The organism is Superficieibacter sp., from assembly GCF_032071645.1.
In the GTDB taxonomy this organism is placed as follows: domain Bacteria; phylum Pseudomonadota; class Gammaproteobacteria; order Enterobacterales; family Enterobacteriaceae; genus Superficieibacter.
This window is the reverse complement of sequence record NZ_DAMAPU010000016.1, coordinates 1-12822: the sequence shown is the minus strand read 5'-3', so window position 1 is coordinate 12822 and position 12822 is coordinate 1. Positions and strand designations below refer to the sequence as shown.

The 12822-nt window shown below is 56.1% G+C and carries 11 protein-coding genes; 8 read left to right on the top strand and 3 right to left on the bottom strand.

The genetic code is table 11. The annotated features are described in order from the left end of the window. Positions 1–4: 4 nt before the first annotated feature. On the bottom strand, positions 5–493 hold the full coding sequence (rfaH, locus tag RT197_RS18975; RefSeq protein WP_312952718.1) for a transcription/translation regulatory transformer protein RfaH: 489 nt from the start codon (positions 491–493) through the stop codon (positions 5–7). Positions 494–669: 176 nt separating this feature from the next. Between rfaH and ubiD the strand changes: the two genes are divergently transcribed. From ubiD to RT197_RS18955, 4 genes are all read left to right on the top strand, one after another. Continuing rightward, entirely contained in the window at positions 670–2157 is a 1488-nt protein-coding gene (gene ubiD / locus RT197_RS18970; protein ID WP_312952717.1) for a 4-hydroxy-3-polyprenylbenzoate decarboxylase, read from the top strand. Positions 2158–2223: 66 nt separating this feature from the next. Further along, entirely contained in the window at positions 2224–2925 is a 702-nt protein-coding gene (gene fre, locus RT197_RS18965) for an NAD(P)H-flavin reductase (protein WP_312952716.1), read from the top strand. Between the two features lie 190 nt (positions 2926–3115). After that, positions 3116–4042: an ROK family protein gene (locus RT197_RS18960; RefSeq protein WP_312952715.1), complete on the top strand. Its 927-nt coding sequence runs from the start codon at positions 3116–3118 to the stop codon at positions 4040–4042. Continuing rightward, positions 4039–5019, top strand: a complete 981-nt coding sequence (locus tag RT197_RS18955; RefSeq protein ID WP_312952713.1) for a LacI family DNA-binding transcriptional regulator — start codon at positions 4039–4041, stop codon at positions 5017–5019. The genes RT197_RS18960 and RT197_RS18955 overlap by 4 nt, the downstream gene beginning before the upstream one ends. Before the next feature lie 181 nt (positions 5020–5200). On the opposite strand, the gene fadA is transcribed toward RT197_RS18955, so the two are convergent. After that, complete coding sequence (gene fadA / locus RT197_RS18950) at positions 5201–6364, bottom strand: acetyl-CoA C-acyltransferase FadA (RefSeq protein ID WP_312952712.1); 1164 nt, start codon at positions 6362–6364, stop codon at positions 5201–5203. 9 nt (positions 6365–6373) lie between these two features. After that, positions 6374–8563 (bottom strand): fatty acid oxidation complex subunit alpha FadB, encoded by a 2190-nt coding sequence (gene fadB / locus RT197_RS18945; protein ID WP_312952711.1) that lies wholly within the window; start codon positions 8561–8563, stop codon positions 6374–6376. A gap of 187 nt (positions 8564–8750) precedes the next feature. Here fadB and pepQ point away from each other — a divergent pair, with 187 nt between their 5' ends. From pepQ to hemG, 4 genes are read left to right on the top strand one after another with little or no spacing between them, the layout of a single operon-like run. Then, positions 8751–10082, top strand: coding sequence for a Xaa-Pro dipeptidase (pepQ, locus tag RT197_RS18940; RefSeq protein WP_312952709.1), 1332 nt, complete (start codon positions 8751–8753; stop codon positions 10080–10082). Further along, complete coding sequence (locus RT197_RS18935) at positions 10082–10696, top strand: IMPACT family protein (protein ID WP_312952708.1); 615 nt, start codon at positions 10082–10084, stop codon at positions 10694–10696. The genes pepQ and RT197_RS18935 overlap by 1 nt, the downstream gene beginning before the upstream one ends. Before the next feature lie 38 nt (positions 10697–10734). After that, entirely contained in the window at positions 10735–12186 is a 1452-nt protein-coding gene (gene trkH, locus RT197_RS18930; protein WP_312952707.1) for a Trk system potassium transporter TrkH, read from the top strand. Between the two features lie 12 nt (positions 12187–12198). Continuing rightward, positions 12199–12744 carry a menaquinone-dependent protoporphyrinogen IX dehydrogenase gene (gene hemG, locus RT197_RS18925; RefSeq protein WP_312952706.1) on the top strand — a complete coding sequence of 182 codons (546 nt, stop codon included), beginning with the start codon at positions 12199–12201 and terminating at the stop codon, positions 12742–12744. Positions 12745–12822: the final 78 nt, after the last annotated feature.

The window sequence follows — 12822 nt, the reverse complement described above, 5'->3', positions numbered from 1 at the left end:
GTCTTCAGACCTTACGGAATTCGGTATTTTTGACGCTGTGCATGACCTGCTTATTCAGCAGATTGAGCAGCAGCATGGAACGCGCTTCGCCGTCAGGCTCGGTAAAAATGGCTTCGAAGCCTTCAAATGCACCTTCGGTGATCAGCACGCTGTCACCGGCGTAAGGGGTGCCTGGGTCGGTGATCCCTTCGGGCTTAGCGACAGAAAGCTGGTGGATCACCGCAGGTGGTACGGTTGCCGCTTTCGCACCGAAGCGCACGAAGTGGCTGACGCCGCGCGTGGCGTTGATGGTGGTGGTGTGAATGATTTCCGGGTCAAACTCAACAAACATATAGTTGGGGAACAAAGGCTCACTGACCGGCGTGCGTTTGCCGCGCACTATTTTTTCCAGGGTGATCATGGGTGTCAGGCAATTGACCGCCTGCCGTTCGAGATGCTCCTGAGCACGCTGAAGTTGCCCGCGCTTGCAGTACAGTAAATACCAGGCTCGCATAATGCCTCTATTCCGCTTATCCGGGCGCAAGCATATCAAAACGATGCCGCTAAGTTAATTATAATCCCCACTGATTGATGATGGCGTCGGGTATTACGCTAATTTAACAAAAATACAGCATCGCCCCGTCTCAGGCCGTATAATAAACCGCTGACAAAGAGGCCATAGCCAACGCCATGAAATACCACGATCTTCGCGACTTTCTGACGCTGCTGGAACAGCAGGGTGAACTCAAACGTATAACGCTTCCGGTTGATCCGCATCTCGAAATCACCGAAATTGCTGACCGCACGCTGCGCGCGGGCGGCCCGGCGCTGCTTTTTGAAAACCCGAAAGGCTATTCAATGCCGGTGTTGTGTAATCTTTTTGGCACCCCTAAGCGTGTGGCGATGGGGATGGGCCAGCAAGACGTCACGGCGCTGCGTGAAGTCGGCAAGCTGCTGGCTTTCCTGAAAGAGCCGGAGCCGCCAAAAGGCTTTCGCGACCTCTTCGACAAGCTGCCGCAGTTTAAGCAGGTTCTGAATATGCCGACGAAGCGCCTGCGCGGTGCGCCCTGCCAGCAAAAAGTGACGCAGGGCGACGCGGTGGATTTGTCGCGTATTCCGATCATGACCTGCTGGCCTGAAGATGCCGCACCGCTGATTACCTGGGGTCTGACGGTCACGCGCGGGCCGCATAAAGAGCGGCAGAATTTAGGCATTTATCGCCAGCAGCTGATTGGCAAAAACAAGCTGATTATGCGCTGGCTGTCGCATCGCGGCGGGGCGCTGGATTACCAGGAATGGTGCGCGGCGCACCCGGGCGAGCGTTTTCCGGTTTCCGTGGCGCTCGGTGCCGATCCCGCGACGATCCTCGGCGCGGTAACGCCGGTACCGGATACCCTTTCCGAATATGCCTTTGCAGGATTGCTGCGCGGCACCAAAACGGAAGTGGTGAAGTGTATTTCGAACGATCTGGAAGTGCCTGCCAGCGCGGAAATCGTGCTGGAAGGGTATATTGAGCAAGGCGAACTGGCTCCCGAAGGGCCATACGGCGATCACACCGGCTACTATAACGAGGTCGATCACTTCCCGGTCTTTACCGTCACGCATATTACCCAGCGTGAGGATGCCATTTATCACTCGACCTATACCGGTCGACCGCCCGATGAGCCTGCGGTACTGGGCGTGGCGCTGAACGAAGTGTTTGTGCCGATCCTGCAAAAGCAGTTCCCGGAAATTGTCGATTTTTACCTGCCGCCGGAAGGCTGTTCGTATCGCCTGGCCGTGGTGACCATCAAAAAACAGTACGCCGGTCATGCGAAGCGCGTGATGATGGGCGTCTGGTCATTCCTGCGCCAGTTCATGTATACCAAGTTTGTGATCGTCTGTGACGATGATGTGAATGCTCGCGACTGGAACGATGTGATTTGGGCGATCACTACCCGCATGGACCCTGCGCGTGATACGGTATTGGTAGAAAATACGCCAATCGATTATCTGGATTTTGCCTCGCCGGTATCTGGTCTCGGCTCCAAAATGGGGCTGGATGCGACCAATAAATGGCCGGGTGAAACCCAGCGTGAATGGGGACGCCCCATCAAAAAAGATCCGGCCGTTACGGCACGTATCGATGCTATCTGGGATGAACTGGCTATCTTTAGTAAGACCCCGGATGGTGAATAAGAGTGGCATATCGCCATCCACCTGCAACCTGAAGTGTGACGAGTATAGACCCGACAGAGGGAAACCATGACAACCTTAAGCTGTAAAGTGACCTCGGTGGAAGCTATCACCGACACTGTGTATCGCGTCCGTCTGGTGCCGGAAACTGCGTTTTCTTTTCGCGCAGGCCAGTACCTGATGGTCGTTATGGATGAGCGTGACAAACGTCCCTTTTCCATGGCTTCTACCCCGTCTGAAAAAGAGTTTATCGAGTTGCATATCGGTGCCTCTGAACTGAATCTTTACGCGATGGCGGTGATGGATCGCATTCTTAAAGAGCGCAAAATCGTTATCGATATTCCCCACGGCGAAGCCTGGCTGCGTGAAGAGAGCGATCGTCCGCTGGTGCTGATTGCCGGAGGAACGGGCTTCTCCTATGCGCGTTCTATTCTCCTGACCGCGCTGGCGCAAAATCCGAATCGCGATATCACTATTTACTGGGGCGGTCGTGAAGAGAAACATCTTTACGATTTGTCGGAACTGGAAGCGCTGTCTGTCACCCATCCGCATCTGCGTGTTGAAGCGGTGGTCGAGCAGCCGGAAGAGGGCTGGCAGGGCCGGACGGGTACGGTGTTGACCGCCGTATTACAGGATCACGGTTCGCTGGCGGAGCACGATATCTATATTGCCGGACGTTTTGAAATGGCGAAGATCGCGCGCGATCTGTTCTGTAATGAACGGGGCGCACGGGAAGATCGTCTGTTTGGCGACGCGTTCGCATTTATCTGATGTGCTGAACCGGGAGAGGTTATCGCTCCCGGTTTTCTGCTTTTTTAGTAAACTTCCTTTCTGATTAACCCGGCTCGATTAAACGTGCCTGCGTCACCTTTTCGAAATAATCCCCGTCGTTACGTTGTGTATAGTAAACAAACTCGCTAGCCTGCTCGCAGACATTTTGACCATGAGCGAGGGATTCATCATGAGACTGGGACTGGATATTGGCGGGACGAAAATCGAAGCAGTAGTGTTAGATGAGCAGGGAAAGGTGCGCTACCGCGAGCGCTACAGTACGCAGAAGCAGAGTTACCCGGCATTTTTTCAGGCGGTAGTGGAGATTATCCACCAGGCGCAGGCCGCATTTAGCGAACCGCTGACCGTTGGCGTCGGCATCCCTGGCGCGGTCGATCCCACCAGCGGGCTTATTAAAAATTCCAATATTCTGGTACTCAATCAGCAGCCTTTTGCCAGCGATCTGGAACGACGTCTGGCGCTACCGGTGACCATCACCAATGACGCTAACTGTTTTACCCTGTCAGAAGCGATGGACGGCAGCGGAAAAGGTTATGGCGTGGTGTTCGGGGTGATCCTCGGCACCGGCTGCGGGGGCGGTTTGTGCGTCGACAGGCGTCTGATTACCGGGCCGAATGCCTGCACCGGCGAGTGGGGGCATAACGCGCTTCCCCGCTACAGCCTGGCGCGCGATGGCGCGGACGACGCCTGCTATTGCGGCGATCATAACTGTATCGAAAGCTTCATTTCTGGTAGCGGGCTTGAGCGTCAGTACCGTAACGAAGCGAATCAACCTGCCAGCGTCCCCGAAATTATTCAGCGTGTTGAAGCTGGCGATGCGGCGGCCGTGCGCGTGTGGGAGCGTTATTGCGATCAGCTGGCCCGCTCGTTAGCCAGCATTGTGAATATGATCGATCCCGATGCCATTGTGCTGGGCGGCGGGGTGTCGAACATCGATTTGCTGTATCACGGCCTGGCAGAGCGGGTCGCGAAATATGTGTTTGGACGCCACTGCCACACGCCGATTTTACGCGCCAGCCACGGTGACAGCAGCGGCGTGCGCGGCGCGGCGTGGCTCGGTCACGCTTCCCGCCCTGTAACGATGAGTGATGAATGACTAAGCCGGTACGGATAAGAGATATCGCCCAGGCTTGCGGGGTGTCGGTGGGCGCGGTTTCCCGCGCCCTTAAAGGCCAGCCAGGGCTGGGTGATGACACGCGGCAGCGTATTATTTCGATCGCGCAGGAGAAGGGGTATGATTTTTCCCGCCTGCGTAGCGACAAAATTAAACGCATTCTGTTTTTACTGCACCGACAGCACAACATCAGCCGTGCGCTGCCGTTCTACTCGCAGCTCCTGTTGGGGATAGAAGACAGTTGTCGGGATAAAGGCATTGCACTGAGTTTTCTGGCGGTGGGGCCGGGCGATACGGTCAGCGAACAGGTGCGGCTGCATCAGCCCGATGCGCTGATCTGCGCCGGTTTTTTCGAGCCAGAACTGCTGGCGCTGTTGCAGCAGATGAATCTGCCGCTGGTGCTGGCCGATTTATGGGCACCGGGTTTACCGTGCGTTAATCCGGATAATACGCTGGGCGGTTATCTGGCGACGCGCCATCTTATTGCGCTGGGGCGACGCCGTATTGCTTTTCTCGCCAGCACGCTTTCCCACTACAGTATTCGCCAGCGCGAGAAAGGCTACCGGCAGGCACTGTACGAGGCGCAAATGCTGATGCCGCCGGAATATGAGGCCATCGCGCCGCCGTTGGTCGATACCGAACGTTCGCTGCTGCGGGCAGTGAATGAACTGCTCGATCTGGCGGAGCCGCCGGATGCTATTTTCGCGTATAACGACGCCGCTGCGCTGGTGGTATTGCAGGTCTGTGCGGAGCGTGGGATCGACATTCCTGGGCAAATTGCGCTGGTCGGTTTTGATGATATAGATGCTGCGACCTGGGCCACGCCTGCGCTGACGACCATTGCCGTTGACAAACAGCAGCTGGGTCGCGAAGCCGTCAGGCTGTTGCTGGACGAGGCGCAGGAAGAGAATCAACTCCTGGCTGTAAGCCTTATAAAGCGCGCCAGTACGGGAAGTTAAATACTATTCAGGGAGAAGAAGATGCGTGGTGGGGCATTATCGCTATTTTCAGTAATAAAAAACCCGCCCCTGACAGGCGGGAAAAACGGCAACTAAACCAGCTCCCCGTCATCATTCACGCTGCCTTCGCTTAATTGCCGCCGCGATGCAACGTGAAGTATTCAGGGGACGTTATCTTTGATTAAACGCGCTCAAATACGGTTGCGATCCCCTGACCCAATCCGATACACATCGTTGCCAGACCAAACTGCACGTCCTGGCGTTCCATCAGATTCAGCAGGGTGGTGCTGATACGCGCACCGGAACAGCCCAGCGGATGGCCTAACGCGATCGCCCCACCGTTGAGGTTGATCTTGTCGTCGATCTGTTCCATCAGCCCCAGATCTTTAATGCACGGCAGGATCTGCGCGGCGAACGCTTCGTTCATTTCAAACAACCCGATATCGCTGGTGCTTAACCCGGCTTTTTTCAGCGCCAGTTTTGAGGCTGGCACCGGGCCGTAACCCATAATGGAGGGGTCACAGCCGACAACGGCCATTGAACGGATGCGGGCGCGCGGCGTCAGGCCCAGTTCGCGGGCGCGACTCTCGCTCATCACCAGCATAGCAGCAGCGCCATCGGAGAGGGCGGAAGAGGTGCCTGCGGTGACGGTGCCGCTGACCGGATCGAATGCCGGGCGCAGGGCGGACAGCGCCTCGACCGTGGTTTCCGGGCGGATAACTTCGTCGTAGTTAAACTGCTTCAGCACGCCGTCGGCATCGTGACCGCCGGTGGGAATGATTTCGTTTTTGAACGCGCCCGACTGGGTAGCGGCCCAGGCGCGGGCATGAGAGCGAGCGGCAAAGGCATCCTGCATTTCACGGCTGATACCGTGCATCCGGGAGAGCATTTCCGCCGTCAGCCCCATCATTCCTGCGGCTTTAGCCACGTTGCGGCTTAAGCCCGGATGGAAATCGACCCCGTGGCTCATCGGCACATGGCCCATATGCTCCACGCCACCCACCAGACAAGCCTGCGCATCGCCGGTCATGATCATCCGCGCCGCGTCGTGCAACGCCTGCATGGACGAACCGCACAGACGGTTGACGGTGACTGCCGGGACCGAGTGCGGGATTTCCGCCAGCAGCGCGGCGTTACGGGCGATGTTGAAACCCTGCTCCAGCGTTTGCTGCACGCAGCCCCAGTAGATATCGTCAAGGGCCGCCGCGTCCAGCGCCGGATTGCGTGCCAGCAGGCTACGCATTAAGTGTGCGGAGAGATCTTCCGCCCGCACATTGCGAAACGCGCCGCCTTTTGAACGGCCCATCGGGGTGCGAATTGCATCAACAATGACAACCTGTTCCATTGTGACTCCTTAAGCCGTTTTCAGCGTGCCAACCGGACGGGCAGGCTCGACGGGGGGATAATAGGGTTCGTTATGACGCGCTTTGTTGCGCAGACCTTCCGGCACGTCATACAGCGGGCCGAGGTGCTGATACTGCTGCGCCATATCGAGATATTTCGCGCTGCCTTGCGTATCCAGCCAGCGGAACGCGCCGCCGTGGAACGGCGGGAAGCCGAGGCCGTAGACCAGCGCCATATCCGCTTCTGCCGGGCTGGCGATGATGCCTTCTTCCAGGCAGCGCACCACTTCGTTGACCATCGGGATCATCATGCGGGCAATAATTTCGTCTTCGCTGAAATCGCGCTTCGGCTGGCTGACCTCTGCCAGCAGGCCGTTAACCGCATCGTCTTCTTCTTTCTTCGGCTTGCCTTTGCTGTCTTCTTTATAGCGCCAGAAACCGAGGCCGTTCTTCTGACCGAAACGATTAGCGTCAAACAGCGCGTCAATCGCATCGCGGTAATCTTTCTGCATCCGCTGCGGGAAGCCTGCCGCCATCACCGCCTGGGCGTGGTGGGCGGTATCGATACCCACTACATCCAGCAGATACGCCGGGCCCATCGGCCAACCGAACTGTTTCTCCATCACTTTATCGACTTTGCGGAAGTCCGCGCCGTCGCGCAGCAGCTGGCTGAATCCGGCAAAGTAAGGGAACAGCACGCGGTTAACGAAGAAGCCGGGGCAGTCGTTGACCACAATCGGCGTCTTGCCCATTTTGCTCGCCCAGGCGACCACTTTGGCGAGGGTTTCATCGGAAGTTTTTTCGCCTCGAATGATCTCAACCAGCGGCATCCGGTGGACCGGGTTAAAGAAGTGCATCCCGCAGAAGTTTTCCGGGCGTTTCAGGACGCTTGCCAGCTCGCTAATCGGAATGGTGGAGGTGTTCGAGGCCAGCACGGTATCCGGGCGGACTTTCTCTTCCGTCTCTGCCAGCACCGCTTTCTTCACTTTCGGGTTCTCAACCACCGCTTCGACCACCACGTCCACACGCTCAAAACCGGCGTAGTCGAGGGTAGGGTGAATGGTCGAAATCACGCCCGCCATCTTCAGTCCGTCGATCTTGCCGCGCTCAAGCTGTTTATTCAGCAGTTTGGCCGCTTCGGTCATGCCGAGGGTCAGCGATTTGTCGTTGATATCTTTCATGACTACCGGCACGCCTTTCCAGGCCGACTGGTAGGCAATACCGCCGCCCATAATGCCCGCGCCAAGCACCGCAGCCTGCTTCGGTGTTTCAACGTCTTTGGTCAGCTTTTTCGCTTTTGCTTTTACGTACTGATCGTTAAGGAAAATGCCGACCAGCGCACGCGCTTCATTGGTGTGAGCCAGCGGGACAAAGCTTTTATTTTCCAGATCCAGCGCGTCTTCACGACCAAAGCGCGCGGCGGCTTCAATGGTTTTCACGGCGGTGAGCGGCGCGGGGTAGTGCTTACCGGCTGTCTGCATCACCATGCCTTTGGCGATGGTGAAACTCATCGTCGCTTCGATTTTGCTAAGATGCAGCGGCTCCAGTTTAGGCTGGCGCTTCGCTTTCCAGTCGAGATCGCCGTTAATGGCCTGACGCAGAACGGCGACAGCGCCTTCGCGCAGTTTCTCTGACTTCACAACGCCGTCAACCAGACCGATTTTCAGCGCCTGCTCTGCGCTGACATCTTTACCGGCGGCGATAATTTCCAGCGCGCTATCGGCACCCAGCAGGCGCGGCAGACGCACGGAGCCGCCAAAGCCAGGCATAATGCCCAGCTTCGTTTCCGGCAGGCCAATCCGCAAATCCGGCGTCGCCAGACGGTAATCGGTTGCCAGCACGCACTCGCAGCCGCCGCCCAGCGCATAGCCGTTAACAGCGGAGATCGTCGGAACCGGCAGATCTTCGAGACGGTTAAAGACGCTATTGGCAAAATGCAGCCACTGGCTTAACTGCTCCTGCGGGACGAGGAACAGCGAGAGGAATTCGGTAATATCCGCGCCCACAATAAACGCGGCTTTATTTGAGCTAAGCAGCAGCCCTTTTAAATCGTGCTGTTTTTCCAGCACGTCCAGCGCCTGGCCGAGGCTGGCAACGGTTGCCGTGTCGAGTTTGTTCACCGAGCCGGGCGCATCGAACACCAGTTCGGCGATGCCATCTTCCAGCCAGTCAAGATATAGAGTGTCGCCTTTGTAAAGCATGTCAGTCTCCTGAATCCGCGAAGGATCTGGTCATACCAGATGATGCGGAGTGTGGATTTTATGTTAATAAAATGCAAATGAGACTTTAAATAATTGCAGGCGCGATCACGCTCATGCGAAATCGCCCTGCTTTTGTGAGGTATGCTAATATGCGGGGATCAGGGGCAATAATTTTAAGGATTATGAGATGGATTCACTGGCTGCACTTTATAAAAATCATATTGTTACGTTGCAGGAACGCACCCGCGACGTACTGGCACGTTTCAAGCTGGATGCGCTGCTGATCCACTCCGGCGAGCTGGTAAACGTCTTCCTCGACGATCACCCGTATCCGTTTAAGGTCAACCCGCAGTTTAAAGCCTGGGTTCCGGTGACGCAGGTGCCGAACTGCTGGCTGCTGGTGGATGGCGTGAATAAGCCGAAACTGTGGTTTTATCTGCCGGTTGATTACTGGCACAACGTCGAGCCGCTACCGACCTCTTTCTGGACGGAAGACGTTGAGGTGATTGCGCTGCCGAAAGCGGATGGCATTGGCAGCCAGTTGCCCGCCGCGCGCGGCAATATCGGCTACATTGGACCGGTGCCGGAGCGAGCAGTACAGCTGGAGATCGCCGCCAGCAATATCAACCCGCAAGGGGTGATTGATTATCTGCATTATTATCGCGCCTTTAAAACTGATTATGAGCTGGCCTGTATGCGTGAAGCGCAGAAGACGGCGGTGAATGGTCATCGTGCGGCGGAAGAGGCTTTCCTCTCCGGGATGAGCGAGTTTGACATTAACGTCGCCTATCTGACCGCAACCGGTCATCGTGATATTGACGTGCCGTACAGCAATATCGTGGCGCTGAATGAACACGCCTCGGTTCTTCATTACACGAAGCTCGATCACCACGCGCCTTCTGAAATGCGCAGCTTCCTGCTGGATGCGGGGGCGGAATACAACGGCTACGCGGCAGACCTTACCCGTACCTGGTCGGCGAAGAGTGATAACGACTACGCGCAGCTGTTGAAAGATGTTAACGACGAGCAGCTGGCGCTGATTGCCACGATGAAAGCGGGCACCAGCTACGTCGATTATCATGTTCAGTTCCATCAGCGTATTGCGAAGCTGCTGCGCAAGCATCAAATCCTCACCGACATGAGCGAAGAGGCGATGGTGGAAAACGATCTGACCGGGCCGTTTATGCCGCATGGGATCGGCCATCCGCTGGGTCTTCAGGTACATGACGTTGCTGGTTTTATGCAGGATGATACCGGCACGCATCTTGCCGCGCCGTCGAAATATCCGTATCTGCGCTGCACCCGCGTGCTCCAGCCGGGCATGGTGCTCACCATTGAGCCGGGTATTTACTTTATCGAATCGCTGCTGGCTCCGTGGCGCGAAGGGCAGTTCAGCAAGCACTTCAACTGGCAGAAAATCGAAGCCCTGAAACCATTTGGCGGCATCCGCATTGAAGATAACGTGGTGATCCACGAAAACAGCGTTGAAAACATGACGCGGGATCTAAAGCTGGCGTGATGGAAAGCTGGTTAATCCCGGCGGCTTCGGTCTCTTTCGTTGAGGAGATCAAAAAAAGCCGCTTTATTACGCTGCTGGCGCATACCGACGGCGTGGAAGCGGCGAAAGCCTTTGTGCAGTCGGTCAGGGCGGAGCATCCCGATGCCCGTCACCATTGCGTTGCATGGGTGGCGGGCGCGCCGAATGACTCGCAGCAACTGGGTTTCTCGGATGACGGGGAACCGGCGGGAACGGCGGGCAAACCGATGCTTGCGCAGCTGATGGGTAGCGGCGTGGGAGAAATCACGGCGGTCGTCGTGCGTTACTACGGCGGCGTACTGCTGGGCACGGGTGGGCTGGTGAAGGCCTATGGCGGCGGCGTGAATCAGGCGCTGCGCCAGTTAACGACGCAGCGCAAGACGCCATTAACCGAATATACTTTGCAGTGTGAGTACGGTCAGTTAACCGGTATTGAAGCATTACTGACGCAGTTTGCCGGTAAGATCGTTGCCAGTGATTATCAGGCGTTCGTGCTATTACGGGTAGCGCTTCCTTATGCCAGAGTGGATGAATTTTCAGCAAGGCTCGCTGATTTTAGCCGTGGTTCATTGCAATTATTAGCAGTTGAAGAATAATCCCCACCTCATTTTAAAGATCAAAGGAAGCGGCAGAGATGCATTTTCGCGCCATTACCCGAATCGTTGGACTACTGGTTATCTTATTTTCGGGGACGATGATCCTGCCTGGACTGGTAGCGCTGATTTATCGCGATGGTGCGGGGCGGGCATTCACCCAGACATTTTTTGTCGCGCTGACTATCGGCTCGCTGCTGTGGTGGCCCAACCGTCGGGAGAAGGGCGAGCTTAAATCGCGGGAAGGCTTCCTGATCGTCGTGCTCTTCTGGACGGTGCTGGGGAGCGTCGGTGCGCTGCCTTTTATCTTTTCCGAACGGCCGAATCTGACCGTCACCGATGCTTTTTTTGAGTCCTTTTCCGGCCTGACGACCACTGGCGCGACGACGCTGGTCGGGCTGGATTCGTTGCCGCACGGCATTCTTTTTTATCGCCAGATGCTCCAGTGGTTTGGCGGAATGGGGATCATCGTGCTGGCGGTGGCTATTCTGCCTATCCTCGGCGTCGGGGGGATGCAGCTCTACCGGGCAGAAATGCCGGGGCCGCTTAAAGATAACAAAATGCGCCCGCGTATTGCCGAAACGGCAAAGACGTTGTGGCTGATTTACGTTTTACTGACGATCGCCTGTGCGCTGGCGCTGTGGTTTGCGGGTATGCCTGCCTTCGACGCCATCGGGCATAGTTTTGCGACCATCGCTATCGGGGGCTTTTCTACCCACGATGCCAGCGTGGGCTTTTTCGACAGTCCTACCATCAATACTATCATCGCCATCTTTCTGCTGATCTCCGGCTGTAACTACGGCTTGCACTTCTCTTTGCTTAGCGGGCGTAACCTGAAGGTTTACTGGCGCGATCCCGAATTCCGCATGTTTATTGGCGTCCAGCTGACGCTGGTCGTGATCTGCACGCTGGTATTGTGGTTCCACGATGTTTACACCTCGGCGGTGACGACGCTTAATCAGGCGTTTTTCCAGGTGGTTTCGATGGCGACCACCGCAGGCTTTACGACCGATAGCATTGCACGCTGGCCGCTCTTCCTCCCGGTGCTGCTGCTGTGTTCGGCGTTTATTGGCGGCTGCGCCGGGTCAACCGGCGGTGGCCTGAAAGTCATTCGTATCCTGCTACTGTTTAAACAGGGGAACCGGGAACTCAAACGACTGGTGCATCCTAACGCGGTCTACAGCATTAAATTAGGTAGCCGCGCGCTGCCGGAACGTATTCTGGAAGCGGTATGGGGATTTTTCTCCGCCTATGCGCTGGTCTTTATCGTCAGTATGCTGGCGATTATTGCGACCGGCGTGGATGATTTCTCGGCATTTGCTTCCGTGGTGGCTACGCTTAATAACCTCGGACCGGGCCTCGGCGTGGTGGCGGATAACTTTGCCAGCATGAATCCGGTGGCAAAATGGATATTGATTGCCAATATGCTTTTTGGTCGACTTGAAGTCTTTACGCTGCTGGTGCTTTTTACCCCGACGTTCTGGCGCGACTAACTGGAGTATTCTTTGAAAACACTGATTCTGTTCTCGACGCGGGATGGGCAAACGCGTGAAATCGCGGCTTTCATCGCGTCAGAGCTTAAAGAGAAGGGCATCTATACGGATTTAGTGAATCTTAATCGTACAGATGTCGTTGACTGGTCGCTTTACGATCGCGTGGTCATCGGCGCGTCTATCCGTTATGGACATTATCATCCGGCGCTGGAGCGCTTTGTGAAAAAGCATCTGCAGGCGCTGGCGTCGCTGCCGGGCGCATTCTTTTCGGTGAACCTGGTGGCGCGTAAAGCAGAGAAGCGTACGCCGCAGACGAACAGCTACACCCGCAAGTTTCTTCTTAGCTCGCCATGGCAACCGACGCTGTCCGCTGTTTTCGCAGGCGCGCTGCGTTATCCGCACTATCGCTGGTATGACCGTATTATGATCCAGCTGATTATGAAGATGACCGGTGGGGAAACGGATACCCGAAAAGAAGTGGTGTATACCGACTGGCAGCAAGTGGCGGGATTTGCACGAGAAATCGCGCAATTAACCGGCAATTCGTCGCTGAAGTAAACGATAAGTTTGAAAAACAGACGGTTGATAAGTTTTTTTAAATTTATGCTTGTCACGCCGGAATAACTCCCTATAATG

Bases quoted from the DNA above. Each gene is read 5' to 3' on its own strand.
- rfaH (WP_312952718.1), bottom strand. From the start codon at position 493: ATGCGAGCCTGGTATTTACTGTACTGCAAGCGCGGGCAACTTCAGCGT.
- ubiD (WP_312952717.1), top strand. From the start codon at position 670: ATGAAATACCACGATCTTCGCGACTTTCTGACGCTGCTGGAACAGCAG.
- fre (WP_312952716.1), top strand. From the start codon at position 2,224: ATGACAACCTTAAGCTGTAAAGTGACCTCGGTGGAAGCTATCACCGAC.
- RT197_RS18960 (WP_312952715.1), top strand. From the start codon at position 3,116: ATGAGACTGGGACTGGATATTGGCGGGACGAAAATCGAAGCAGTAGTG.
- RT197_RS18955 (WP_312952713.1), top strand. From the start codon at position 4,039: ATGACTAAGCCGGTACGGATAAGAGATATCGCCCAGGCTTGCGGGGTG.
- fadA (WP_312952712.1), bottom strand. From the start codon at position 6,364: ATGGAACAGGTTGTCATTGTTGATGCAATTCGCACCCCGATGGGCCGT.
- fadB (WP_312952711.1), bottom strand. From the start codon at position 8,563: ATGCTTTACAAAGGCGACACTCTATATCTTGACTGGCTGGAAGATGGC.
- pepQ (WP_312952709.1), top strand. From the start codon at position 8,751: ATGGATTCACTGGCTGCACTTTATAAAAATCATATTGTTACGTTGCAG.
- RT197_RS18935 (WP_312952708.1), top strand. From the start codon at position 10,082: ATGGAAAGCTGGTTAATCCCGGCGGCTTCGGTCTCTTTCGTTGAGGAG.
- trkH (WP_312952707.1), top strand. From the start codon at position 10,735: ATGCATTTTCGCGCCATTACCCGAATCGTTGGACTACTGGTTATCTTA.